Source organism: Pseudomonas sp. BW7P1 (assembly GCF_024981055.1).
GTDB classification, from domain to species: domain Bacteria; phylum Pseudomonadota; class Gammaproteobacteria; order Pseudomonadales; family Pseudomonadaceae; genus Aquipseudomonas; species Aquipseudomonas bananamidigenes.
Genome location: NZ_CP103374.1, coordinates 4,468,148 through 4,494,069, shown reverse-complemented (window position 1 = coordinate 4,494,069; position 25,922 = coordinate 4,468,148). Strand labels below are relative to the sequence as shown.

Genomic DNA, 25,922 nt, shown 5'->3' with positions numbered 1-25,922 from the left:
TTGAAACTGACCCGCATCGTCTGGGATGTGGAGATGGGCGTATTTTTCGCCCTAATCAACAGGAATTAAAATGAGCGAAAGCTTTGCGGAACTCTTTGAAGAAAGCCTGAAGACTCTGAACCTTCAGACAGGCTCCATCATCACCGGCGTTATCGTTGATATCGACTACAAAAATGGTTGGGTCACCGTTCACGCAGGCCTGAAGTCTGAAGCGCTCATCCCGCTTGAGCAGTTCTACAACGATGCTGGCGAGCTGACTGTCAATGTCGGTGACGAAGTTCACGTTGCTCTGGACTCGGTTGAAGACGGTTTCGGTGAAACCAAGCTGTCCCGTGAAAAAGCCAAGCGCGCTGAATGCTGGATCGTTCTGGAAGCAGCCTTCGCAGCCGAGGAAGTGGTCAAGGGCGTTATCAACGGTAAGGTTAAGGGCGGCTTCACTGTCGACGTTAACGGCATCCGTGCGTTCCTGCCAGGTTCCCTGGTTGACGTCCGTCCAGTGCGCGACACCACGCACCTGGAAGGCAAAGAGCTGGAATTCAAGGTCATCAAGCTGGACCAGAAGCGCAACAACGTTGTCGTTTCCCGTCGCAGCGTCCTGGAAGCCGAGAACTCCGCCGAGCGTGAAGCTCTGCTGGAATCCCTGCAGGAAGGCCAGCAAGTCAAAGGTATCGTCAAAAACCTCACCGACTACGGCGCATTCGTCGACCTGGGCGGCGTGGACGGCCTGCTGCACATCACCGACATGGCGTGGAAGCGTATCAAGCATCCTTCCGAAATCGTCAATGTTGGCGACGAGATCGACGTCAAGGTTCTGAAATACGATCGCGAGCGCAATCGTGTTTCCCTGGGCCTGAAGCAACTGGGCGAAGATCCATGGGTTGCTATCAAAGCTCGTTACCCAGAGAGCACTCGCGTTACCGCTCGTGTAACCAATCTGACCGACTACGGCTGCTTCGCTGAGCTGGAAGAAGGTGTTGAAGGTCTGGTACACGTTTCGGAAATGGACTGGACCAACAAGAACATCCATCCTTCGAAAGTCGTACAAGTCGGCGACGAAGTGGAAGTCATGGTTCTGGACATCGACGAAGAGCGTCGTCGTATCTCCCTGGGCATCAAGCAGTGCAAGTCGAACCCATGGGAAGACTTCTCTGGCCAGTTCAACAAGGGCGACAAGATCTCCGGCACCATCAAGTCGATCACCGATTTCGGTATCTTCATTGGTCTGGACGGCGGCATCGACGGTCTGGTTCACCTGTCCGACATTTCCTGGAACGAAACCGGCGAAGAGGCCGTGCGTCGTTACAAGAAGGGCGACGAGCTGGACACCGTTATCCTGTCGGTTGACCCGGAGCGCGAGCGTATTTCCCTGGGTATCAAGCAACTGGAAAGCGATCCGTTCTCCGAGTACGTCTCGGTTAACGACAAAGGCGCAATCGTTAAAGGTACTGTGAAAGAAGTTGACGCCAAGGGCGCCATCATCACACTGGCCGACGATATCGAAGCGACTCTGAAAGCCTCCGAAATCAGCCGTGACCGCGTTGAAGACGCGCGCAACGCGCTGAAAGAAGGCCAGGAAGTAGAAGCCAAGATCATCAGCGTTGATCGTAAGAGCCGTCAGATCAGCCTCTCCATCAAGTCGAAAGACGATGCTGAAGAGAAAGAAGCTATCCAGAGCCTGAACGCGGCTCAGGAAGCTCCAGCTGACACCACCATGGCAGCTCTGCTGAAGCAAGCAATGGCCAAGCAGAACTAAGTTCTGTCTGACCATGCAAGAAAAAGGGCGACTTCGGTCGCCCTTTTTTGTGCCTGCGATTTGGCGAAGCGTCACGCAGTGTGTGCTCCTGGTGAAACCATTCCCTTTGTCAGGCGGTCTGTTTCTATAATCGGATCAATCGTCTATTCGCGTCTAGGCTTAGTCTGAAGATCGCAGTAGTCGGGCGTGTAACCCGGCATAAGGAAGTGAATGAACAAGTTTATAGTCCTGTTGGCCGTGCTGATGCTGGCGGGTTGTACTACCAGCGCCAAGACACACGCGGTGCGCGGCGTCAGCGGCATCGAGGTTGATTGCTCGGGTTTGGGGTCGGGCTGGGAGAAATGTCACAAGCGTGCGGCCAAAGAATGCAAGGGGGCAGGTTACAAGGTGGTCACCCGTTCGGATGATGCCAAGGATGAGGATGTGTTTCCCTTCGGCTTCAATCCTGCGGGCTACGTCACTCGTACCATGCTGGTGATCTGTCGGTGAGCGGGTGGGGCTTGAAGCCCTGAAAATGGGCATTTCGCTGCAAGGAAAGATATGTCAAGCCCTGGGCTGTTCAAAATCTTCCGGGCGTGCTAAAACCTTTCAAGCGCTGATCTAGCTGCTTGAAAAAGAAGGGAAAAACATGACGAAGTCGGAGTTGATCGAACGAATTGTCACCCATCAAGGGCTGCTCTCATCCAAAGATGTGGAGTTGGCCATCAAGACCATGCTTGAGCAAATGTCCCAGTGTCTGGCTACGGGGGATCGTATCGAGATCCGTGGTTTTGGCAGCTTTTCCTTGCACTATCGTGCGCCTCGGGTTGGTCGTAATCCGAAGACTGGTCAGTCTGTCAGCCTTGATGGCAAGTTTGTGCCGCATTTCAAGCCGGGCAAGGAGCTGCGTGATCGTGTGAACGAAGAAGAGGAGGAGGGGGTTTGACGGCCACGACTTTTCGGGGAGTTGCCCATGCGTAATCTCAAGCGCATGCTTCTTGGCGTTTTCATTCTTTTGTTGATGCTGGTGATCCTGGCGTTTGTACTGGAGAATCAGCAGTCCATTTCGTTGATGTTTCTTGGCTGGGTGGGGCCGCAGCTGCCAGTCTCTCTGGTAATGGTTCTCGCTTTGCTGGTTGGAATGCTTGTCGGGCCAATACTGGGCTGGTTTCTGGGACGATCGTCCAGAGCTGCACGCAAACGACTTGTATAAGAGCAGACGCAGGACATCCATCGAATTTGCATCGCTACTTGTCTATATCCATTAGTAAAACGTCCATTAAGCTGTAAAATGCAGCTCTTGTTCGGTAGCGGCATTGTTGCCATATCGATTCAGACTGACTCTGGCAGAAGCTGGCTTGCAGCTTTTGCATTTATGGATTAGACAGCGCTCTTTGGTGGCCCTGTCCGCAGCTCAAGGGTATGGTTTCGCGTGAAAATTCTAGTTACCGGCGGTGCCGGGTTTATTGGCTCGGCAGTCATCCGTCACATCATTTCCAAGACCACCGACTCTGTCGTTAACGTCGATAAGCTGACTTACGCCGGTAATCTGGAGTCTTTGGCCGAAGTAAGCCAAGACTCGCGATATGTATTTGAGCGCGTTGATATCTGCGATCGTGAGCAGATCGACCGGGTACTTCGTGAGCACCAGCCTGATTCGATCATGCATCTGGCTGCTGAGTCTCACGTTGATCGCTCGATTTCCGGCCCGTCCGAGTTCATCCAGACCAACATCATCGGCACTTACACGCTGTTGGAAGCTGCGCGCCACTACTGGTCAGCTCTGGACGATACCCGCAAAGCCGCTTTCCGCTTTCACCACATTTCCACTGATGAAGTGTACGGCGACCTCGAAGGTCCTGAAGATCTGTTCACTGAAACCACACCTTATCAGCCAAGCTCGCCATATTCGGCGAGCAAGGCCAGTTCCGACCACCTGGTTCGTGCCTGGGCCCGTACTTACGGTCTGCCGACGCTGGTCACCAACTGCTCGAACAACTATGGTCCATGCCACTTCCCTGAGAAGTTGATCCCGCTGATCATTCTCAATGCCTTGGAAGGCAAGCCGCTGCCTGTCTATGGAAAAGGAAATCAGGTTCGCGATTGGCTGTATGTCGAAGATCACGCTCGCGCGCTGTACAAGGTTGTTACAGAAGGCGTCATCGGTGAGACCTACAACATCGGCGGCCATAACGAGAAACAGAACATTGAAGTAGTGAATACGCTCTGCGCACTACTCGATGAATTGCGCCCGGATTCCGCACACCGCCCGCACGCGAGCCTGATCACCTATGTTCAGGATCGCCCGGGTCATGATCAGCGTTATGCCATCGACGCCAGCAAAATCCAGCGCGAGCTGGGCTGGACGCCTGAAGAAACGTTCGAAACGGGTATCCGTAAAACAGTGGAGTGGTACCTCAACAATACTGAATGGGTTGCTCACGTGAAAAGCGGAAGCTACCAACAGTGGATTGACCAGAATTACGCAGATCGCTCGAACAAGGCATGAAGATCCTCCTGCTGGGTAAGAATGGCCAGGTTGGATGGGAGCTGCAGCGCTCTCTTGCCCCGCTCGGCGAATTGATCGCGCTGGATCGTAATGCGGTCGATGGCTTGTGTGGCGATTTGTCTGATCTGGAAGGCCTGCGAGCGACAATCCGTCAGGTCAAGCCTGATGTAATTGTCAATGCCGCAGCCTATACCGCAGTCGACAAGGCTGAATCCGAAACGGAGCTGGCTGATCGCGTGAACGGTCAGGCGAGTCGGATCATGGCCGAAGAGGCTTGCCGCCTGGACGCCTTGCTTGTCCATTACTCGACGGATTACGTGTTCAACGGTGAAGGTTCCAGCCCATGGCTCGAGACTGACGCCGTCTCACCAGTGAATCGATACGGTGCGAGCAAGCTTGAAGGTGAAAACGCAATCATTGCATCTGCCTGCAAGTACCTTATTTTCCGTACTAGCTGGGTCTACGGTGCTCGCGGCAATAACTTCGCCAAGACCATGTTGCGACTGGCATTGGATCGCGAAACGCTCAACGTGATCAATGATCAGATCGGAGCTCCGACGGGGGCTGACCTGATTGCTGATGTCACTGCGTTGGCCATTCGCCAAGTGTTGCACCGACCGGAGTTGTTGGGGCTGTACCATCTTGCAGCCGGCGGTGAAGTGTCCTGGCACGGTTATGCGGGACATGTGATTGCATTCGCCCAGGCAAACGGTGAGCAACTTGCTGTAAAGGCGGTCAACCCGATCAATACGACCGCTTACCCGACACCTGCACGTCGGCCGTTGAATTCACGTTTGAATACTCAGAAGCTGCGTGACAATTTTTCTCTACACTTGCCGGATTGGCAAAGTGGTGTAACCCGAATGCTTAGGGAAGTTCTGAACAAATGAGCACGACAAATCGTAAAGGCATCATTCTCGCCGGTGGCTCGGGCACTCGCCTGCATCCGCTAACCCTCGGCGTCTCGAAGCAGATGCTGCCGATCTACGACAAACCGATGATCTTCTATCCGCTGTCCGTGCTGATGCTTGCGGGCATGCGTGAAATCCTGATCATCTCCACGCCGGAAGACTTGCCATGTTTTCGCAAGCTGCTGGGCGATGGCAGTGTTTACGGTATCAAGCTGACTTACGCCGAACAGCCTACTCCGGACGGCCTCGCACAGGCGTTCATCATCGGCGAAGAATTCATTGGCAAGGACCCTTGCTGCTTAATTCTGGGCGATAACATCTTCTACGGGCAGCATTTCTCGGACAATCTCCGTTCGGCAAGTTCGCAACAGAAGGGGGCAACGGTATTCGGGTATCACGTTTCCGATCCGGAGCGTTTTGGTGTTGTCGAATTCGATAAAACCGGCCGTGCTTTGAGTATTGAAGAGAAACCACTGAAGCCAAAGTCCAACTATGCAGTGACCGGCCTGTATTTCTACGACAATGATGTGGTGGAAATTGCCAAGAACATCAAGCCATCGGATCGGGGCGAGCTGGAAATCACAGACGTCAACCGTGCTTATCTTGACCGCAAGACGTTGAACGTCGAGATGTTGGGTCGTGGCTTCGCATGGCTGGACACCGGTACTCATGATTCGCTTCTAGAGGCGAGCCACTTCGTACATACCATTGAACAGCGTCAGGGTCTCAAAGTGGCATGCCTCGAAGAGATCGCCTATCACAATGGCTGGATCACTGCAGAGCAACTCAGCAAGCAGGCTGACGCACTGAAGAAGACCGGGTATGGCCAGTACCTGCAGAAACTCGTCGATTCACCTGCTCACTGATTCGATAGCCGAATCCCTTTCGTTCAGAAGCGTTTAACGGTGCAAGCAGGAATGGCATGCCAGTGAAACTTCCCAAGGTTGCGGTTTTACTGGCAGCGTACAATGGTATGCAGTGGATCGAAGAGCAATTGGCTTCGATCCTTTGCCAGTCAGACGTTGAAGTAAACGTTTATATCAGCATCGATCCTTCCACCGACGGCACTGAGGCCTATTGCTCAGCATGGGCCCTTGAGGATTCGCGGATCGTCGTTCTGCCTCCTGCGGGTGCGTTTGGAGGGGCAGCGCGCAATTTCTTCCGACTGATCCGCGATGTTAATCTGACGGTCTATGACTATGTTGCTTTCGCTGATCAGGATGACTTTTGGTACGCGGACAAGCTGCAACGCGCCATTCAAATCATTCAAACCGAACAGGTCGATGCTTGTTCCACTAATGTCTTGGCATTCTGGCCTGACGGCGCTACGCACCTGCTGGACAAGGCTCAGCCACAGGTGGCTTGGGACTTTCTGTTTGAAGCCGCCGGCCCCGGCTGTACCTATGTAATGACCCAGTCGTTGGTGTCGGCGCTGAAATTGTCGATGCTTGCGACCTGGCAGCCGCTTCAGACGGTCAGTCTGCATGACTGGTATTGCTATGCCTTTGCTCGCAGTCACGGTTTTCGCTGGTACATCGATTCAAGGCCTTCAATGGACTACCGCCAGCACGAGCGTAATCAAGTTGGTGCCAATAAGGGCATGAAATCGCTGATTGCGCGCTACAAAACCATTCGAGATGGCTGGTGGTTCAGTCAAGTGCAGACCATTGTGAAGCTGATAGGTCTGGAAACTCATCCTTTTGTAGTCAAGTGGGTGACACTGCGCCCTTTTGAGCTGCTCCGTCTCTCATTCAGTGCCTGGAGTTGTCGGCGACGAGGAAGAGACAAGGTCTTGTTTTTCTGTATCTGCTGGGTAACTGCATTAAGGAAGAATACTCAATGACAGGTCCGAAGATACTGGTGACAGGCGCCAGTGGTTTTGTCGGAGAAGCGCTGGTTTTTCGATTGTTGGTGGAAAAGAAATACTGCCCGGTTGCAGCTGTACGCAGCGAGACAAGACTGGGTGGGTTGTGCTCGGTGCAAATGTTCGATTTGCTCGATGAGCATTCTTCTGCCCAGCTCGAAGGCATCGAAGTAATCGTTCATGCTGCCGCACGCGTACATGTTATGGATGAGAGGGCGGATGACGCGTTGACCGAGTTTCGTAGGGTCAATGTTCAAGGGACGCTCAAATTGGCGCGCCAGGCGGTCGCCTCAGGCGTAAGGCGATTTGTCTATATCAGCTCGATCAAGGTCAATGGCGAGAATACCTTGCCCGGCAGGCCTTTCAAGGCGGATGATTCGGTTGCCCCCCAGGATCCGTACGGTGTTTCGAAGCACGAAGCCGAGACGGCATTGATGCAATTGGGGCGCGAATCAGGTATGGAGGTGGTGGTCATTCGACCACCATTGGTCTATGGCCCTGGTGTAAAAGCCAATTTTCTCAGCATGATGGACTGGCTCTCCAAGGGTATCCCTTTACCATTGGGCACTATCGGTAATCAGCGAAGTCTGGTCGCCATCGCCAATCTAGTCAGTTTGATTGTTGCATGCATTGATCATCCGGCAGCGGCCAACCAGGTGTTTCTGGTCAGTGACGGTGATGATGTATCCACGTCCCGATTGCTGCGTCGTCTAGCGACGGCTCTGGGTAAACCCTCACGTCTTTTGCCTGTCCCTGAATCGTTGATACAGCTGGGGGCGGGATTGCTGGGCAAGCGTGATGTCGCGCAAAGAATATGCGGTTCGTTGCAAGTCGATATTGAAAAAAATTTTCAGCTACTAGGCTGGACACCCCCTGTAAGTATGCAAAAGGCATTGCGTCAAACCGCTGAGCGCTATAAGGATGAACACGGATGATTGTTGGGTGGTTTTTACTTGCGGCATTTATCGTTTCCTTTGGGCTGACATTCGGGCTGCGACGTTATGCCCTCTCCCGAAGCTTGATGGACATACCCAACGAACGTAGCGCGCATTCGGTGCCAACACCGAGAGGCGGCGGTGTCGCGTTCGTTATTTCTTTTCTGGTCGCACTGCCGTTTCTCGCTCACTTTGAGTGGATTGATGCGCCGACCCTTTACGCGCTGATGGGCGCCGGCCTGCTTGTCGCAATCATTGGATTCGCTGATGATCATGGCCATATTGCAGCCAGATGGCGCTTGCTCGGTCATTTCGTCGCTGCAGCGTGGGCACTTTTCTGGATTGGGGGGTTGTCGCCGTTAAGCTTGTTGAACACTCTTGTTGATCTGGGCTGGATCGGTCAGGTGCTGGCCTTGGTTTATCTGGTGTGGATGCTTAATCTTTATAACTTCATGGACGGTATCGATGGTCTGGCCAGTGCTGAGATGATCAGCGTTTGTCTGGGCATGTGTCTTGTCTATGGATTCGGAATGCACAGTGATCTTGCCTGGGCTCCTCTGACGCTGGCTGCGGCGGTGGCAGGTTTTCTCTGCTGGAACTTTCCCCCTGCGAAGATTTTCATGGGCGATGCGGGAAGCGGTTTCATGGGGCTCATCGCCGGGACCATGTCCCTGAGTTCGGCCTGGCATCAGCCAGAGTTTTTGTGGAGCTGGGTGATTCTTTCGGGCGTGTTTATTGTCGATGCGACCTGGACACTTGTTCGGCGTTTGAGTCGAGGTGAAAAAGTGTATCAAGCCCACAGTCACCATGGTTATCAGCACGCAGCCCGTCGATTTGGCCATAAGAAGGTCACATTAACGGTTGTGGGTATCAATATTGCGTTTCTGTTGCCAATTTCGCTTCTGTTGGTCTTGAATTATCTGGATGCATTTTGGGCGGTGGTGATTGCTTTCGCCCCATTGGTTGTCGTGGCAATCGTGTTAAAAGCGGGTCAGGCTAGAGTTGTTTAGCTTTAGCAGTGCTGCCGATCTGCGATTCAGGTTCGGTCATTCATATTTTCATCAATGAATGTGGCGTGCCACGCACTGATGACCTTTACATCAAAGTGAAAAAATTATGCATAACAATCTCACCAGTCAGCAAATTTCGACTACCAGTCAGGTGCGTGGCGAGCAAAAGAATCAACGTCCAGTGGTTATCTGGCTGACCGGTCTCAGCGGCTCGGGAAAATCCTCCATCGCCGATGCGTTGGAACAACGGCTGGTGATGGCAGGCAGCCATACCTACCTGCTGGATGGGGACAATGTCCGGATGGGGCTGTGCAAGGATCTCGGCTTCAGTAATTCCGACCGTGAAGAAAACATTCGTCGGGTGGCTGAAGTGGCTAAGCTCTTCGTTGATGCAGGGCTTATCACAATTACATCCTTTATTTCTCCCTTCCACCGTGATCGCGCACTGGCGCGAAGTGTGATTGGATCTGATAACTTTATTGAAGTTTTCATCGATACCCCGCTCAGTGAGTGTGAGCGACGTGACCCCAAAGGCTTGTACAAAAAAGCACGTCAAGGATTGATAAAAAGCTTCACAGGAATTGATTCGCCCTATGAAAAACCTCTGGCTCCACAAATTACGATAAGTACGATGAATCACTCGATTGGATCAAGTGTCGAGGTCATCATTGATTACTTGAAGCAATGGAATGCCAAGTGAAGCACTTAGTTATTATTGGTCTGGGTTTTAGCGGGGCGGTAACCGCCATTGAGTTTCTCAACAGAGCGCCTGCAGGGTCGCGGCTGACTATTATCAACCGCTCTGGCCAAATGGCGCGCGGTCTGGCATACGGAACCGATAGTCCGGACCATTTGTTGAACGTGCCTGCCGGGAATATGTCAGCGCTGGTGGAGCAATCCGACTCTTTTCTCGAATTCTGCAAGCAGTTGGATCCTGGTCACCATTCGGGCAGCTTCGTTTCCCGTCAGATGTACGGCGCATACTTGAGTCAGTTGCTCAGCCGGGCGAAAGCAGACTCATGTGTCGAGTGTGAAAGCATTGTAGGTGAGGTCAATTCCATCCAGGCAGACGCTACAGGGAAAGGTGCGATTATCAAGGTCGATACCGGAGTGTGCATTGCTGCCGATAAAGTCATTCTTGCATTTGGCAATTTCCCGCCCGCCACGCCGGCAGGTCTGCGGGAGGTTGCACGATCCAATTTGTACATCGAGGATCCATGGTCGGCGGACAATTGGATGGTACAAAAAGCGGCACCTCGAATTCTCCTGATCGGTAGCGGTTTGACCGCTGTCGACACATTGATCTCCCTGCGCCGTACTCATCTGGCGGCCAAGGTTACGTTGCTTTCGCGTCGAGGATTGTTGCCAACCAGTCATCGCGAAAAAATGCCCGCAGAGGGATTCGAGACAGGCATCGTCGCAGAAATCCTGGCAGCTCCAGCGACAGTGTTGTCCTATATGAGGTCAATTCGTCGCGAGGTTGCCAGATATCCAGAACGTTGGCGTGAAGTTGTGGCCGCTTTGAGGCCTGTCACCTCTGAATTGTGGAGTCGCCTGTCACTTGTCGAACGCAGGCGCTTTCTGCGCCACGTTCAACCTCATTGGGATGTCTATCGGCATCGGATGGCGCCACAAACGTTCAGTATTTTCCAGGATGAAATTGCGGCGTCGACCGTTACCTCAATTGCCGGACGGATCTTGTCGGCGAATGCCAATGACGAGAGTATTGCGGTGCGTATCAGGATCCGAGGGGGCGTGGAAGTTGTCGAGTCACAGTTTGATCAGGTGATCAACTGCACTGGGCCGTGTACTGATATCGGGAAGATTTCCGATGCGTTCATCTCGTATTTGTCAGCCAGTTCGATCATCACACCTGATGCTTTGGGTATCGGAATCAATGTTGATGAAAACTACGCTGTCATGAGTGAGTCGGGAGAGCGAGTCGAGTGGCTGAGTTATGTCGGGCCGATGCTCAAAGCTCGCTTTTGGGAAGCCACGGCGGTGCCGGAGCTTCGCCAGCATGCACGTGCCTTGGCTATTCGGGTTGCTGAAAGTTTCGCTCGGGCAGAGCAGGGGTAATCCCCCCTTGTGCTCGGGCGTGCGTGAAGCATGCGTGGTTTGCCTTCTCCTGCAGAGCTTATACAGCGTCTGTATTCCAAGCTGGATGAATTAGGTGGCGCTCGGGCTTATCAGGGTTTAACCGTTTCTTGGTTCAGGTTTGGTGTTAAAACTGATCGAACTGGTAGTCGACTCAATTGACGGTTATTACTTTGTATAATGGGAGCCAGTTTCGAAAGAGCTACGATGGCGAAGCCTGTCATCGTGCCAATATCCTTCGCGTGTCTTCGAGTTCAAGCGTTCCCGTCGATATCAGTGGTAAGCATTATCGCTTTATCGGCAGGAGAGGCTGGACGGCAGGCGACAGGCGGATTCGGTACTGGTAGCTAGAGCCCACTTATGCTACTTTGCGCGCCAATTATTGCCTTTTGTCGAGGCATTATTTTTATCAGTTTTCCGCCGAATTTGGCTTGAGTGGCGGTACTGGAAACGTGGAACGCAGCGAATTCTTGCCCTGTTTTCCACTTTCAAAGCGTCTGACCGACCGCTGACATCACAGTGTCACTTTTCAGCTAGGCCTCTTAGCTAAACCGTATGATTCATGGTTTGCAGACCGCTGATTTCATGAGAATTTAAGATGGCTTTTTTTCCCTGTTTTTTGTCTGTCGTTTTTGTCGTTCGTAATCAGTCAGAGCAAATCGAAAAGATTCTGTCTGATGCGGCTTCCGTTATCTCTTCGACGGTCAGCGACTATGAGCTGATCGTGGTTGACAACGCTTCTGAAGACGACAGCATTCTACAGCTCAAACGCCTGACCTCTGATAGCGGCCTCGCCAATCTGCAGGTGTATGCCTTGACCAAAGAGGTGGATGCAGATACGGCTTCTTGGGTCGGGTTGGAGAATGCCTTGGGTGATTTTGTCGCTGTCATTGATCCATTGATCGACAATATCGGATTTGTGCCTGAGATGCTTGACCAGGCAGTCGCTGGTGCGGATGTGGTGTTTGCCAACAACTCGCATAAGCCAGCACAGAGCGTTGCATATCGTGCTGCGAATTTCGTGTTCCATAGCATCTACAACCATTTTAATGGTGTTCATCTGGCTAAAGACGCTCCTCAGTTTCGAATCCTCAGTAAGCGCGTTATCAATTTCATCCTGCAACACCCGCAACCGTCGATGACCTACCGTCATCTGCCGGCAACAGGTGGTTTTGCGCGCGCCTATCTCAATTACAGTGCAACCCCGAAAGCCTCCAGTCCCAAGCGGTTGGGGGAGAGTATCGATCGAGGGATGCGCTTGCTGGTGTCTACGACCCGGGCGCCGATGAGGCTGGTAACGTCGCTCTCGCTTTTCGGTGCAATCGCCAACCTGATATACAGCGTTTATGTTCTGGCGATCGGCATCTGGAAAACCGATGTAGCTCCGGGGTGGGTTAGTTTTTCGTTGCAACAGTCCGGCATGTTTTTCCTTATTTCTCTGGTGCTGCTGGTGTTGGGTGAATACATCCTAAACATGGCCAGCTTATCTAATGAAGGGCCGCTTTATCATGTTGGCCAGGAGTTCACTAGCGCACGCATGACACGGCGTGAAAAGCTGAACATCGAAAAAGTGGTTTCAGAGGGCGTCAGTACCTCAGCCCCGGCTTGTGAACGGACCTCCTGATGGTTGTGCATGAAACGGACCCGGCTAGCCAAGACGCTGTGGTCATCGGTGGCGGATTTTATGGCGCTGCCATTGCTGTCTACCTGGCCCGACAGCGCGGGTTGAAACGCGTACTGTTAATAGAACGTGAGCCTGCACTATTGATGCGGGCTTCCTATAACAATCAGGCACGCGTGCATAACGGCTATCACTATCCCCGGAGTTTCACCACCGCTTACAGAAGCCGGATTAACCTGCCTAAGTTCGTGACGGACTGGCCGGCTGCGGTGAAGCGCGATTTTACGAAGCTCTATGCAATAGCCCGCAGAAATTCGAAGGTCACCGCCAAACAATTTGAACGTTTTTGCAGAGATATTGGCGCTGATATCAAACCTGCAACTTCCGAACTGCGGGAGCTTTTCGAACCTCGGCTGATTGAGGATGTGTTCATTGTCGAGGAGTATGCTTTCGATACCACCACGTTGGCGAGTTGGGCGAAGCGTGAGCTGGACGAAAGTGGAGTGAAGATCCGCTATCAAAGCCGCGTAACAGCCATATCCCGAGGTCTGCACTCACCACTGACAGTAATTGCCGAAAATGCGCAGGGGCATTGTGAGGCTATTAATTGCCGCTATGTGTTCAACTGCACCTACAGCGGGTTGAATCAATTCGCTGGTGACTTCCCAGGCGTGAGCGCCGGGCTTAAGCAAGAAATCACCGAGATGGCCCTGATGCAAATGCCGGAGTCTCTAGAAGGCTTGGGAATTACAGTGATGGATGGCCCGTTCTTTTCGACGATGCCATTCCCTGCTCGAGGAGTGCATACCCTTTCCCATGTTCGCTATACGCCTCATTTGCACTGGAATGATCAGCCTGATTTTGACCCTTATGCAAGGTTGGACCATTACGTCCGGGAAAGTCGCGTTGATCGAATGGTCAGAGATGTTGGAAGGTATATTCCAGCCGTATTGCAAGCTCGTCATGTCGACTCCTTGTTTGAAGTCAAAACAGTACTTGTAAAGAATGAGGGCGACGACGGCCGACCGATTCTTTTTGAACGGCATATGGAGTTGCCAGGATGTTATTCCATTCTTGGTGGGAAAATAGACAATATCTACGACGTCATCGAGACGCTTGAAAAAGAGCATATTTCGCGAATTGATGGTCAAGAAGAATCGAAAGGTGGAGTAGTGAATGCGTAGTTCTCTTATTGGTTTTTCAGGTTTCGTGGGCAGTACTCTTCTGAAGCAGCAGGCGTTTTCGTCGCTTTATCGTTCGACCAATATTGCCGAAATCGATAACGAAACATTTGATACAGTAGTTTGTGCCGGCGCACCTGCACAGAAGTGGATCGCCAATCGCGATCCTCAAGCGGATCGGCTAAAGATTGAAGAGCTTATTTCGCACTTGAAAACGGTTCAGTGCAAAACATTTATTCTTATCAGTACAGTGGATGTTTTTAAGAAACCCGTAGGTGTTGATGAAAACTCGGCAGTCGACGAGTCGGACTTGCATGCGTATGGCTTACATCGGCGTTTGCTGGAGAAATTCGTTGAAAGTCATTTTTCGAACTATCTCATAGTTCGTTTACCAGGTCTGGTTGGTCCCGGTCTGCGCAAGAATGTAATTTTCGATTTCCTCAACGACAATAATATTCAGGCAATTGATAGTCGTGGAGTATTCCAGTTCTACCCAATGGTAAATCTCTGGTCTGATATTCAACTCGCGCTCAATGCCGGGTTGAAACTGGTTCACTTCACTGCCGAACCTGTCAGTGTGGCGAATGTTTCCCTGCAAGGTTTCGGGAAGCCGTTTGATAACGAGCTTGGCAATGCGCCAAGTTTATATGACTTGCAAAGCATCCATGCCAAGGTTTTTGGAGGCGTGGGCCGTTATCAATACAGTGCTCGCGAAACAGTTCAAGCTGTCAGGGCTTATGCCCAATCCGAGCCCCTGACAAAAAAAGACCAGCCGGGTGCTTCGGTATGAGGCTCGCCATTTCCAATATTGCCTGGGATGTCGTTGAAGATGAGGACGTTGCAAAGCTGCTGAATCGCTTTGGCGTCAACGCGATCGATATAGCGCCTGGTAAGTACTTTCCTGAACCGACCCAGGCAACAGATGAAGACATATGTCGGGTGAAAGACTGGTGGGCGGAGCGCGGAATCGAAATAACCGGTATGCAGGCTCTGTTGTTTGGTACATCAGGACTGAACGTGTTCGGCTCTACCGATACTCAAGCTGCGTTACTCAAGCATCTTGATGCTGTTTGCCGCATTGGTGAAGTACTCGGAGCCACTCGGGTGGTTTTTGGTTCTCCAAAGAACCGTGACCGTTCCGGACTGAAAGATGAAGAGGCGTTGCAAGTCGCGATTCCATTCTTCAGGCAATTGGGAGATATCGCCCAACACAGAGGTGTGACGATTTGCCTTGAACCCAATCCTGAATGCTATGGCGCCAATTTCATGACCGCCACTGCTGAAACTGCCAGCGTGGTAACTCAGGTGGCACATCCAGCCATTCGTATGCAGCTCGATACCGGGGCCGTCACAATTAACAAGGAGGAGGTGCAGGCCATTCTCGAGCAGCATGCCGAATTGATCGGACATGTTCATGCCAGTGAGCCCGACTTGTTACCGTTGGGAGAGGGTGGTACTGCGCACGCTGAAATGGCTGCGGCAGTGGCACGTTATCTGCCGAACCACGTTGTTTCCATCGAAATGGTTGCGACTAAAAATGAACCTCATTTGATATCCATTGAGCGTTCACTGCAAATGGCGGTGCAGCATTATCGAATGGCTGAAGTTGAGGTGGGCAGATGAGCATGAAATGGGTGATCCTGATCCTGGGCATTCTTTCCAATGCCTCCGCCAGCGTTCTGGTGAAGATGGCAATGATACCTCCTCGTAAATTTCCGTCGCTTGGCGATCCTGTGGCAGCACTAAGCAATTGGCCGTTCTGGCTTGGGCTCGGACTTTATGGTGCCGCGTTTCTGCTTTATGCCGCTGCATTGGCACGTCTGCCTCTCAACGTGGCGCATCCGGTTCTGACGGCAGGTGCCGTGGCAACTGTCGCTCTTTTTTCAGTCGTAATTTTTCGCGAATCCTTCCACTGGACTACTGGTGCAGGGATCGTATTGGTGATTGCTGGCGTTGGGCTGATTACAGCTCGCGTGGCTTGATGGTGAATTTGATGACTTCTCTCGATATTTCTCCTGCTGCTCGTCAGGCGTGGCAAGTGCCTTCCTATGACACAAAAATGTGGCTAGGTCGCCAGCATTCCTATTGTGTTGTTATTCCGGTAATCAATGAGGGAGAGCGGATCAAAAACCTGCTTTCCAGAATGGCAGCGGTGAATGTCACCAATATCGCCGACATCATTATTGTAGACGGGGGAACTACGGATGGTTCTCTTGAGCTGCCGGCGTTGAAACAGGTTGGTGTGAAGGGGCTCTTGCTCAAAACTTCTGCTGGCAAGTTGAGCGCTCAACTGCGTTGTGCATACGCTTTTGCACTTGATCAGGGATACGAAGGCATTGTCACCATTGATGGCAATGACAAGGATGACCCTGACGCCATTGAGCGTTTTATCGAGGCGTTGAAAGAAGGAGTCGACTTTGTCCAGGCTTCGCGTTTCGTGGCAGGTGGTGTAGCCGAAAACACACCGAAATCACGCGATTTCGCTATCCGCTTCATTCACGCACCCATGCTGAGCCTGTTCTCCGGCTTTGGCTGGACGGATACCACGCAGGGCTTTCGCGCGTATAGTCGGAAAATGTTGCTTGATCCAAAAGTAGCGCCTTTTCGCGATGTGTTCATGACTTACGAATTGCTTGCTTACCTTTCTTATCGAGTTCCGAAATTGGGCTATCGGTGTGTTGAGCTGGCAACAGTCAGACGTTATCCAAAAGGCGAAGTGCCAACCAAAATCAGCAGCGTGAAGGGTAATCTTTCAGTACTGAAAATTCTTCTGAAAAGCTGTTTTGGACACTATAACGTCAAGGGGGATGGCGACAAGTGAGTGGGGTCTTTAGTGCTTTAAATATAAAAGCGACAGAAAATGGCCTGAAGTCGTTGTGTGGGAAATATAAGACGGAGCTTTTAGTTTTCTTAAGTGTTTTCGTAATTGTATTTTCATCTACTAAGATGTACTCGACAGCGGTTTCCAATGGAAATGTCGAGCAGTGGGTAAATTTAACCAATCAAATTTTTTACGAAGGGCGAGACTTTCTTTTCAGCTACGGTCCACTGTATTGGTTAGTGGGTGGAAGTTCCACGCAATACAATATTTATGCTTATTGGGGCTCGATAACATATATAAGCGTAATGTATGCGATTTTTTGGGCTCTGATTTTCAGCCTTGTTCACAAGGCGCGCTCTTACCTGTATCTCGCAGTCGCCTTCTTTTTGTTTTTTAGTGGCTTGGCCTTTCCAGCAGCCTTTTATCTTTTGCCGTTTGCAACAGTCGCTTATCTGGAGTTCTCCAGGGATAAGCCGGTTGTTGTCGGTGTGTGGGGAATGGCAGTACTTGGTGCCGTGGTAGGCTTCCTGTTTTACGTTCGTTTTTTTTACGGCCTTGTGGGCGTGGCAACGATCGGCTCTTATTTTTTTATCCGGCTCTTCAATGAGCGAAAAATATCGCGATTGATCTGTTTTGTTGCGGCCGTAGCATTAAGTTATATAGCGGTTGGTTTGATTATTTTTCACAATGTCGCGAGCATTGTTAACTATCTCGTAATTAACAAAAACCTGAGCTTTGGCAATTCGGTCGACATGACCCTGGAAAGTGCCAATTCGCCAAATACTTTTGTGGCCGTTTTCTTGGTTGTAGCTGCCCTCAATGTGTATTTGGTAGTGAAGCGAAGGTCGCTTCTGCTAACGCTGAATGTTCTGTTGTTGCTGCTTTTTAAACTCGGCTTCAGTCGTACAGATCACTATCTGGGCTATTTTGTCATTCCAACGGCTGCACTGGCACTCGCCATGGTCTTTGACAAATCTCGTCTGGGTCGGGCGATGTTTGTAATTGCCCTGGCGGGGCTCTACTACCTGTCAATCAATCCAAGTTATCCCGGTGCTCCTACTAAGGACGCGCTGGTTTCGGGCGTAGACTTCAATTCTGATTATTCAACCCGGATGAAAAGTCTGTATGCGGACTACAGGTTGGATAATGCACTGTTGAGCAAAATTAAAAAGTCTACCATTGATGTCTATCCATACAACAATGAGTATATGTTTGCCAATGACTTGAACTATTCGCACCGTCCGTCATTCCAGAACTACATGACCCTTACACCCGTCCTGGATTTGATGAATAAGTCGTTTTTTGAATCTGCGGCGCGACCGAAATTTGTATTGTGGAGCGCAGGTATTGCATGCGTGTCTGAAAACTGCAACGTATTCGATGCGTTCGATCGAAAATACTCATTGAATGAGGATCCGCTGACTGTAGGCGCGATCCTGCTCAATTATCATGTCGTCGAAGTTTCAAAGGGTAAGGGAGGTGTACCACTTATACTTCTCGAAGCTAACAGCGTAAAAGCTGACGCTGCTGAGCAATTGCTGACTGAAACGGTCATGAAGTTTGATGAGTGGTATAAGGTTCCAAAGCACTCTGGAAACGTTGTTAAAATCATTCCCGATTTTGAACTCACGGCCTACGCTCGTCTGAAAAATCTTCTATTTCGTGGCGATATTTTGAAGATTAGATATAAGCTTGTGTCTGGTGATATTCGCGAATACCGTTTGAATATCTTGAATTCGAAGAGTGGCGTCTGGGTGAGCCCATTGATCGATAACTTCGAGTTTTCCGGCGAAGCTGTTGAATCTATCATGTTTTCTTCAGAGTCTTCACACTACTTCAAACCGGAATTTTCCGCTCGGTGGGTGGCTTCGCAAGTTCCGAATGTTCACAATAAGCCTATAGCCTTCAATCGCAGTACGACGGCCATTTCCGGTGTGCGGAAAAATGCAGTCGTGGCGTGTGAGGGCAGTATTGATTTGATGAACGGTGCGGGCGCGACAGCGACTACCTTGCACGCGACAGATCGGTTGAAGTTGCAGGGCTGGCTTGCCAGCTCCACCAAGAGTGGCACGCTGTTCGATGCAACATATCTGACGCTTACGGATGAGAAGGGCGGCAGGTTTTTCATTGAGACCAATCGTGAGACTCGTGCTGATGTAGGTGCAGCCTATCAAAAACCTGCTCTGAATGTTTCCGGGTTCAATGGCTTGCTTGATCTCTCGACATTGCGTGGACGCTATAAGTTAGGCTTGGGAGGTGTGCAAGGTGCTGAGTTCAGTAGTTGCAGCCAGTTTGAAATACCGGTAACGATTGAGCCGTAGTTCACTTGATTGCGTCGGGCACCCGGGTCTTTCTTGTCGATATATCTGCATGGAAAGGCAGGACGGGTCAGTTTACAGCTGCACTGAGGTGCGGCTGTAAAAGATCTTATGGTATAGAGAGGGTGCGGAAGCATTATGCTGAGAGAAATTTTTCGAACAGATCGTTTGTGTGATTATGATGGGCACAGGGATAACAACTTCACTGTGCTGCGTTTTCTACTCGCGTTTACGGTGCTTTTCGGGCACTCATTTCCCATCAGTGGTAATGGTAGTGATCCTCTCACAATGCTCATCCTTCCTCATGCGTGGATCGGAAGTCTTGCTGTTGGAGGTTTTTTTGCAATCAGTGGTTTTCTGGTGACTGCTTCGATATCAAATAGAAGCTTGAGAGATTTCGTTGTATCTCGTTCATTGCGTTTGTATCCCGCTGTTATTGTATATTCATTGGTCGCTGTTTTTGTAATTGGCCCCATCGCGACAAGTGTCAGTCTTGCTCAGTATTTTCACAGTACACCTTGGAATAACTTGTGGAATGCGACGCTTTGGGATTGGAAGTACAATTTGCCGTATGTGTTCGGCGATCGACCCTTTGCAGGATCGACGAATGGTTCTACCTGGACGTTGCCCGCTGAGCTTCGCTGCTATATTGCAGTTTTTCTTTTGGGGCTTTTCGGGTTGTTCAAGATGAGGGAAGTAGCCAATATATCTTTGATTCTTGCATTGTTGCTTGTCCAGAATAACTACGCCATGGTTCCATTGTTTGGGAGCAATACTCAGTTTCATGAGCCTTTGCTTTACTTTATCGTCGGTAGTTTTTTCTGGGTGAATCGCAGTTACATCCCCCTGAATTGGTTGTTGTGTGCAGTGTTGGTGTATTCGGTATTTTATTTTTCCGGCACGAGCTGGTTCCCATACGCGTGTTCCGCGGCGCTCATGTATACCTTGCTGATGCTTGCCTATCGCCTCCCTCACTTTGATATGGACAAGTTTGGCGATATTTCCTATGGAGTCTACATTTACGCTTGGCCCATTCAGCAACTCGTCTGGGCACCCGCTCAGAGTGCTTATGTCAATGCGCTGTACGCGAGTCTTATAGTTATCCCTTTGGCTTATTTGTCCTGGAGATTTATCGAGAAGCCAGCGTTGGGATTGAGACGTTATCTGGGGGCGGGAACAAAAAAGGTAAAACTTGAGGTGCCTGTGCAAGGCTGAAAACAAGCATAAAAATACCCGCAGTTGCGGGTGTTTTTTATTTGCGATGCTTTCTGAGAGCAAGCAATCGGCCTGGCCGAAAAGCGCACGGGCGAGAATCAAGATTCGGACAGAATCTCCATCAGTCGTCGCCCCATCTTGTCGCCTTCCGCTGACCAGGAAGCCGATGCAGCAAAGGCAAAGGCATTCTCCTTGATTTGTTCTGCGCGCTCCGGTGAGCGCAGGATCTCCTCCAATGCATCCGCCAGACCCTCGACGGTGGGTTCGGCAAGCATTGCGATGTCATCATTGAGAAGCCATTGCGTACACTCGGCTCTGTTGCTGACAACGGGTACACCGCAGGCCATGATTTCGAGCGGCAATAGCGACAGGTTGGTCATGGACAGCACCAGCGCCACATCACATGAGCTGTAGAGTTCTGCAAGTTGGTCAGGGTTTTTCAGGCCTGCATGCTCGCAATCAAATGGAAATGCGTAGTGATGAACATCCCAGCCTGCCATGACTACGGTGACGGCAGGCATCCGTTGAGCCAGCTCTGACAGTACCAGGACACCAAGATCAAAAGCCCGACGGGCAGTAGGGGGGCGTACATAAAAAAACACACGTTTGTTGCCTGTCGTGACGGCTTTTGGATATGGCTTGTAGAGTGCCCGTTCATAGGAAAACCCTAACGCCGTGCACGACATGCCGAATTCCCGATTTAACAGCGTGGACAGCCAACTCCCCGCGGTGAACCCGTGGAAACCAAAGCGATAGGTCTGCTCCGCCAGTGCATACTCGGTGCCTGCCGGGTAGAACCACGGCTCATAATCCTGAACGAAGTAGCATTTATGTGTCGTTGCGCTGACGTTTTTTACGGCATATGCGGTTTGCCATGACGTCGCAATGGTTACTGCTGCCGAGGGTATATCTGCATTGATGTAATAAACCTCTACATTGTCGATGTCGAACCATGCTCGGATGGTTGATTTAGCCTTGGCAACGGACTGTTCGCCATCGTCTTCAACGATGACAACGCGGTTAATGAACCCCATATTTCCGATGTGCTGCATGAATCTGAATAGATTCAAGTGGCCGCCAGAGCCTTTTCCGATCGGCGGAATATACCAGTTGACAGTCTTTTCGCCGTTGCTTAAGGCATCATCGGGTTTCTGAACGATGGGAGTAAATTTCAGAAAACGATAAGCGTGCATCACGTCGGGCTTGGTGAACAGCGAGCGTGAACTTTTGAGCCGGCGTGACAGTATGTTGAGGAAGGAAGAGAACCCTTCCTGTCTGATGTGATTCAGGGATTTTTTAATCTGCGCTGCGAGTAGATGAGCATTCACGGTTAACGTTTCACCCGGCTGAGTTTTTTGTCGCGAGAGCAAAAGGCGATAAGTGCTGGGGATTTGAATCCATGTTGAACACCCAGCCAGCTCCCGGACACTCTCATGAAGTTGTCGATTGGCATCCTGATCGTTGGAAGTATCAACTTCCAGCCCATTGCGGGGAGGTGTTGGCGTACTGCCTTGAGATCCCGCAGAGTCAGTCCCACCCAGCTGCGTAACAGCACAGTAAAGCCCTTCGGCTGGTCGTAGTGGAACAAATGGTCGAGTGCCATGCTCTCATCGAAACTTCGCTGGAAGCGCTCCCATAGACCGTAATTGTGCGAGTGGTAAACCACGGCTTCCCGGCTATAGGCTTTTTTGTAACCCGCTTCAATGATGATCCGTGCCCAGGCCTGGTCTTCGGAAAAATCAACTTCCGGGTAAGGGTGAAGTGTCCAGACCGAGCGGCGGATAAGCGCGTTGTTATCAGAAAAGAAGTACAAAAACTGACGATAGCCGGCGTCTTGCGCGTATCGTTCTGGATCTGTCAGCTGGACCACGGGGCGGGACTCGAATCCTGAGAAATGTTGAACCAACTCATCCCGGGTGAAAATTGACGCATCATCGTAGGCAATATGCCGACCAAATACGCCGGCGATCTGTTCATCAGCTTCGATCGTGCTCACCAGGCAGTGCAGCCAGTCATTCGCCACCGGTTGTGCGTCCTGAGTCATCATGGCGATGAACTCGCCTTTTGCATTCTCAATGGCGGTGTTGCGCGTGCGTCCGTGCTGAAAATCTTTCGCTTCAATGGTAATGATACGAACGTCAGGATTCTCCCTGGCAATTGCCAGAGTTTCATCGCTTGAGCCGGAGTCAATCACAATGACTTCAAAGGGCCAGTTCGTCTTCTGCTCCAGAACAGCTCTCAAGACCGAGCGGAAGCGACTACCACCATTTTTTGTGGGAATGACGACTGACACTTTGATATTGCAAGAGTCCATCATTTGCCGAGTGTTCTCTTCATCCAGGCACTTGTCAGGTTCAACCCTTCTTCCAGACCCACCTTCGGCGTCCAGTTGAGTTCCTGTGCCGCCAGCGTGTTATCCAGCACGTTTATCGGAACGTCATACGATCGGCCTGACAGATAAAGCTTGTCTATTGCACCGCCGAGCACGGTCTCGATTCGCTCAATCAACTCATTGATGGAAACACCCTTGCCCGAGCTGATATTGAAAACGCTGTGAGGACCTTCGTATTTAAGGGCCAGGGCGAATGCTTCGGCTACGTCCGACACGTAAATGTAATCGCGGGTGACGCTGCCATCTCCCCATACCTGAATCGATTCATTTTTCAGGGCACGGCTGAGGAACACACCGACGGCGCCCTGTGCAGTTTCTACTCGCTGGCGTTCTCCATAGGGGTTGGTCACCCGCAGCACGGTAGCTTTTATGCCGTGAAGGTGTTGATACATCAGCAGGTATTTTTCAATGGCCAGCTTTGTGATGCCGTACGAAACCTGAGGGTCTGTAGGGTGCTTTTCGTCCACTGGCAAATAGTTCGGTGCGCCATACACCGTGCCACCCGAAGAGATGAATACAATGCGCGAGACGCCCTTTGTCACCATCGCTTCCAGCATTTGCAGCGTCGCGACCAGGTTGCTCTGGACGTCGTAGATCGGATCGTCGTTAGAGGTTTTCGGCAGTGTGGTGGAGACCAGATGCAGCACTGCGTCCATTCCGTCGATCGCTTCAGTGACGTCATGTTTGCTCATCAAGTCGCCGGTGACCCATTCGACGGATTCGGTTGTTTCGAATTTTCGGTAGGCTTCAACCCTCGGTCGCTCGAAGATGCGCAGCGAGTGACCGTCGGCCAGCAGACGGTCGGCAATCGCCGAGCCAATAAAACCACCACCACCAAAAATTAGTATTTTCATGTTATCTCGTAATGCTTTGAACGTTGGTCAACGCGATGTCATAGCCGTTGCTTTGTACGATAAGGGGGAACAAACGCTCCAGTGCGTGCAGCATGCTTCCGTCATACGGAAGTGGCTCGGCCGGGTAGTCGTCCCAGGACAACTCCAATGCGTCCAGCGAGCGAAGGCTTTCGGTTCGCGCCCAGAACATGCTGCCCACCGGAAATACAATGTTTTCCGGTAATTCAGAAAGGCCAAGACGTACCTGAAGCTCCTCGGCGTAGCTACGATTCTTGCCCCAGCAGACAATATGCGGATCATCAGCGAACACCATGCCTACGCGTTGATCACTTAGCAATCTGGAAATGATGACGTCCGCCATGGGATGGGCCCGTCCCAACAGGTTTTGAAGCAGGAATTCGTACCAGACACTGCCGACTTCGGGATTGCTCTGATCCTTGCTTTTTTTGGTGTGAAAGTGGCCGACGACGTCGTAGTCCCGCAAATGGCTTCGGTTGAAAGACGTCAGAAACGGGCCGATGTCGCGACCCCTGTTTGGCACAACCTCAATGGCGACCACATTGCCGGTATACCTGGACTTCAGGGTTTCGAGTTCTGCCTTGACCTGATCATTGGGTGCGCTGAGGAACAGGTCGGGACGCACCTTGTTGATGGACAGGCAATCGAGGACCTCGTCGAACAGGTCGGCATAGAAGACGTGAACATGCAGCGCAACCCGGCCCTGCTGCACATCAGCTGTGACGGGGGAGGACGGGGTAAGTACTTCATCAATCCAGGGGCCATCCGGTTTTCCGGCCCGCAGATAGCAGGCAAGTGGATTCTGGCCAGCCCGGTAATCGCTGGACTGCTCGGCAAAAATGGCTGGATGGAAACCGGGAAACAACCTTCTTTCTTTGATGTTGTTGGCCCAGGAACGTCCATGCATGCGCAATGTGTCGAAATCGGAAATTGTTCTGTGATACCGCGGAATGAAATCGCTGCGGTAGACGGCTGCCTGTTCGATCGTAGTGAAGTCGAGCTTTTCCTGAGCCGCTTGGGCAATCGCTTCGATCGCGATGGACTCCAGACCGTCAATATAGGTCTGCATCGCAAAACGATGGGCCGATGCCGACTTCAGGGTTTCGCCGATGGTCGTCATGCTGGCTGGATCGGTCATCAATGCTGTCAGCTTGCGGGCCATGTCCGACACGTTCAAATAGCGTGCCACACACGCTTCGCGCAAGCCGCACTCGTCAAGAAAATCGACGATGCCCGTGGTTTCGGCGAAGCACAGTACAGGCAGTCCAAGGCTCATGACGTCAATTGCCACATTCGGCAATGGATCGAGGCGCGAGGTGATCAGCACGGCTGAGGCCTCGTCGTAAACGACCTGGATCGCCGATGTTTCAGAAATGAAGGTCACATGATCTTCAAGGCCGGCTCGTCGAATCTGATCGAAAAGGTAGGCGGAGTACTGGACGTCGTTTTCCGGATCGTATCCTTTGCCAACCCACACGAAGTGCAGGTCGTTCATTTCACCGTTTTCCAGAACGCGGGCAGCACAATCAATGAACAGATCAACGCCTTTGCGTAGTTGCACTAGTCCTGCGCCGAGCACGATTCGTTTATTGCCTTTCTTCAGCGTGGTGAAGATGTTTCTGAGGCGCGTCTCTTCCCGAGCAACTTCATGTTCGTCAACGTTCGCAAAAGTAACTTCGCAGCGACCCTGGGGAAGGATATCCGCTGCAAAGCTGCCCAGGTTCGGGAAATCCTGTATGGCGCTTTTATGGATGACCTTGGAGGAGAAAACCGTACGCGTCGACCAGAACATACTCTCCAGAAACGCGGTTTTCGGGCGGGTATAGGCGGAAAACTCGTGAAGCAGGCTTATGGCTGGAACGAAGTTGGCCGACAGCCCCTGGAGCATTACACGGGATTCTATGCTGTTGACCAGGGCAAACTTTATCTGAGTCTGGCTGCAGATCTTGTCAATCAGCACCCGGGCGTGATCCGGGTTGAACCGCATTCCTGTGGCGTCAATAAATACTGTACCGGAGTTTTTGAATTCGTCTGTCAATTCACCTCCGCCCAATACGATTGCAATCACATTGTAACGACGCTTGAGCATCATGATCAGATTGAGGCTGAGAATTGGTGCTCCGGTTCTGGAAGCCTCGTGACTGACAACGATCACGGTCTCGCGTGCAGGATCAAGCTGAGCGAGCTCGGCGCCGCTCTGCCCCAACACCGGTGAATGACCGACGCGACCCTCTTTGCGTCCGTGAAACACATAATGGGAAAAAGGGTCTGTACCGGAATTCTTGATGTCCGGGTATTGGTTCAGGTAAAAAACCGGGTCGAAGTTAAGAGAGTCTCCCTTGGCTTTTACGTAGGCACGAGCATACAGGCCCTGAGCCACACCTAGCGCCAATTGCTTGATCTGGCGACCTTTATTACGCATTTTTGTCTTCAACTTGTTCATT

24 protein-coding genes are annotated in these 25,922 nt (G+C 51.4%); 20 read left to right on the top strand and 4 right to left on the bottom strand.

What is annotated here, in order from left to right:
* Nucleotides 1–70 precede the first annotated feature (70 nt).
* The 20 genes from rpsA to NWV16_RS20085 all read left to right on the top strand — a co-directional run bounded on the left by rpsA (nucleotide 71) and on the right by NWV16_RS20085 (nucleotide 20,214).
* Complete coding sequence (gene rpsA, locus NWV16_RS20180; RefSeq protein WP_260520494.1) at nucleotides 71–1,753, top strand: 30S ribosomal protein S1; 1,683 nt, start codon at nucleotides 71–73, stop codon at nucleotides 1,751–1,753.
* A gap of 210 nt (nucleotides 1,754–1,963) precedes the next feature.
* On the top strand, nucleotides 1,964–2,242 hold the full coding sequence (locus NWV16_RS20175) for a hypothetical protein (protein WP_260520493.1): 279 nt from the start codon (nucleotides 1,964–1,966) through the stop codon (nucleotides 2,240–2,242).
* 139 nt (nucleotides 2,243–2,381) lie between these two features.
* Complete coding sequence (ihfB, locus tag NWV16_RS20170) at nucleotides 2,382–2,678, top strand: integration host factor subunit beta (protein WP_003189779.1); 297 nt, start codon at nucleotides 2,382–2,384, stop codon at nucleotides 2,676–2,678.
* A 27-nt stretch (nucleotides 2,679–2,705) separates the two neighbouring features.
* Nucleotides 2,706–2,945 carry a lipopolysaccharide assembly protein LapA domain-containing protein gene (locus NWV16_RS20165; protein ID WP_065257155.1) on the top strand — a complete coding sequence of 80 codons (240 nt, stop codon included), beginning with the start codon at nucleotides 2,706–2,708 and terminating at the stop codon, nucleotides 2,943–2,945.
* 219 nt (nucleotides 2,946–3,164) lie between these two features.
* Nucleotides 3,165–4,241, top strand: coding sequence for a dTDP-glucose 4,6-dehydratase (rfbB, locus tag NWV16_RS20160; RefSeq protein ID WP_260520492.1), 1,077 nt, complete (start codon nucleotides 3,165–3,167; stop codon nucleotides 4,239–4,241).
* Nucleotides 4,238–5,131: a dTDP-4-dehydrorhamnose reductase gene (gene rfbD, locus NWV16_RS20155; RefSeq protein WP_260520491.1), complete on the top strand. Its 894-nt coding sequence runs from the start codon at nucleotides 4,238–4,240 to the stop codon at nucleotides 5,129–5,131. The genes rfbB and rfbD overlap by 4 nt, the downstream gene beginning before the upstream one ends.
* The gene (rfbA, locus tag NWV16_RS20150; protein WP_260520490.1) at nucleotides 5,128–6,018 is read left to right on the top strand and encodes a glucose-1-phosphate thymidylyltransferase RfbA; all 891 of its coding nucleotides are present in this window, start codon (nucleotides 5,128–5,130) and stop codon (nucleotides 6,016–6,018) included. The genes rfbD and rfbA overlap by 4 nt, the downstream gene beginning before the upstream one ends.
* 56 nt (nucleotides 6,019–6,074) lie before the next feature.
* Nucleotides 6,075–6,995: a glycosyltransferase gene (locus tag NWV16_RS20145; protein WP_260520489.1), complete on the top strand. Its 921-nt coding sequence runs from the start codon at nucleotides 6,075–6,077 to the stop codon at nucleotides 6,993–6,995.
* Nucleotides 6,992–7,951, top strand: coding sequence for a UDP-glucose 4-epimerase family protein (locus NWV16_RS20140; RefSeq protein ID WP_260520488.1), 960 nt, complete (start codon nucleotides 6,992–6,994; stop codon nucleotides 7,949–7,951). The genes NWV16_RS20145 and NWV16_RS20140 overlap by 4 nt, the downstream gene beginning before the upstream one ends.
* Nucleotides 7,948–8,961: a glycosyltransferase family 4 protein gene (locus tag NWV16_RS20135; protein WP_260520487.1), complete on the top strand. Its 1,014-nt coding sequence runs from the start codon at nucleotides 7,948–7,950 to the stop codon at nucleotides 8,959–8,961. The genes NWV16_RS20140 and NWV16_RS20135 overlap by 4 nt, the downstream gene beginning before the upstream one ends.
* Nucleotides 8,962–9,067: 106 nt before the next feature.
* Nucleotides 9,068–9,661: an adenylyl-sulfate kinase gene (gene cysC / locus NWV16_RS20130; protein WP_260520486.1), complete on the top strand. Its 594-nt coding sequence runs from the start codon at nucleotides 9,068–9,070 to the stop codon at nucleotides 9,659–9,661.
* A complete protein-coding gene (locus NWV16_RS20125) occupies nucleotides 9,658–11,040 on the top strand; it encodes an FAD/NAD(P)-binding protein (protein WP_260520485.1) in 1,383 nt (460 codons plus the stop codon). Before cysC ends, NWV16_RS20125 begins: the two co-directional genes overlap by 4 nt.
* Before the next feature lie 616 nt (nucleotides 11,041–11,656).
* Complete coding sequence (locus tag NWV16_RS20120) at nucleotides 11,657–12,682, top strand: glycosyltransferase (protein WP_260520484.1); 1,026 nt, start codon at nucleotides 11,657–11,659, stop codon at nucleotides 12,680–12,682.
* Nucleotides 12,682–13,863 (top strand): FAD-dependent oxidoreductase, encoded by a 1,182-nt coding sequence (locus tag NWV16_RS20115; protein WP_260520483.1) that lies wholly within the window; start codon nucleotides 12,682–12,684, stop codon nucleotides 13,861–13,863. The genes NWV16_RS20120 and NWV16_RS20115 overlap by 1 nt, the downstream gene beginning before the upstream one ends.
* Nucleotides 13,856–14,650 (top strand): pyridine nucleotide transhydrogenase, encoded by a 795-nt coding sequence (locus NWV16_RS20110; RefSeq protein ID WP_260520482.1) that lies wholly within the window; start codon nucleotides 13,856–13,858, stop codon nucleotides 14,648–14,650. The genes NWV16_RS20115 and NWV16_RS20110 overlap by 8 nt, the downstream gene beginning before the upstream one ends.
* Nucleotides 14,647–15,483, top strand: a complete 837-nt coding sequence (locus NWV16_RS20105) for a sugar phosphate isomerase/epimerase family protein (RefSeq protein ID WP_260520481.1) — start codon at nucleotides 14,647–14,649, stop codon at nucleotides 15,481–15,483. Before NWV16_RS20110 ends, NWV16_RS20105 begins: the two co-directional genes overlap by 4 nt.
* Nucleotides 15,484–15,485: 2 nt before the next feature.
* Complete coding sequence (locus NWV16_RS20100; protein WP_312846908.1) at nucleotides 15,486–15,842, top strand: EamA family transporter; 357 nt, start codon at nucleotides 15,486–15,488, stop codon at nucleotides 15,840–15,842.
* Nucleotides 15,843–15,853: 11 nt separating this feature from the next.
* Nucleotides 15,854–16,681, top strand: a complete 828-nt coding sequence (locus tag NWV16_RS20095) for a glycosyltransferase family 2 protein (protein WP_260520479.1) — start codon at nucleotides 15,854–15,856, stop codon at nucleotides 16,679–16,681.
* A complete protein-coding gene (locus NWV16_RS20090; protein WP_260520478.1) occupies nucleotides 16,678–19,002 on the top strand; it encodes a hypothetical protein in 2,325 nt (774 codons plus the stop codon). The genes NWV16_RS20095 and NWV16_RS20090 overlap by 4 nt, the downstream gene beginning before the upstream one ends.
* 135 nt (nucleotides 19,003–19,137) lie before the next feature.
* Nucleotides 19,138–20,214 carry an acyltransferase gene (locus NWV16_RS20085; RefSeq protein ID WP_260520477.1) on the top strand — a complete coding sequence of 359 codons (1,077 nt, stop codon included), beginning with the start codon at nucleotides 19,138–19,140 and terminating at the stop codon, nucleotides 20,212–20,214.
* Between the two features lie 98 nt (nucleotides 20,215–20,312).
* On the opposite strand, the gene NWV16_RS20080 is transcribed toward NWV16_RS20085, so the two are convergent.
* The 4 genes from NWV16_RS20080 to NWV16_RS20065 are packed head-to-tail and all read right to left on the bottom strand — an operon-like array spanning nucleotide 20,313 to nucleotide 25,921.
* Complete coding sequence (locus tag NWV16_RS20080; protein WP_260520476.1) at nucleotides 20,313–21,542, bottom strand: glycosyltransferase; 1,230 nt, start codon at nucleotides 21,540–21,542, stop codon at nucleotides 20,313–20,315.
* A gap of 2 nt (nucleotides 21,543–21,544) precedes the next feature.
* Entirely contained in the window at nucleotides 21,545–22,531 is a 987-nt protein-coding gene (locus NWV16_RS20075) for a glycosyltransferase family 2 protein (protein WP_260520475.1), read from the bottom strand.
* The gene (locus NWV16_RS20070; RefSeq protein ID WP_260520474.1) at nucleotides 22,528–23,460 is read right to left on the bottom strand and encodes an NAD-dependent epimerase/dehydratase family protein; all 933 of its coding nucleotides are present in this window, start codon (nucleotides 23,458–23,460) and stop codon (nucleotides 22,528–22,530) included. Before NWV16_RS20070 ends, NWV16_RS20075 begins: the two co-directional genes overlap by 4 nt.
* Nucleotide 23,461: 1 nt before the next feature.
* Nucleotides 23,462–25,921 carry a rhamnan synthesis F family protein gene (locus NWV16_RS20065; RefSeq protein WP_260520473.1) on the bottom strand — a complete coding sequence of 820 codons (2,460 nt, stop codon included), beginning with the start codon at nucleotides 25,919–25,921 and terminating at the stop codon, nucleotides 23,462–23,464.
* Nucleotide 25,922 lies beyond the last annotated feature (1 nt).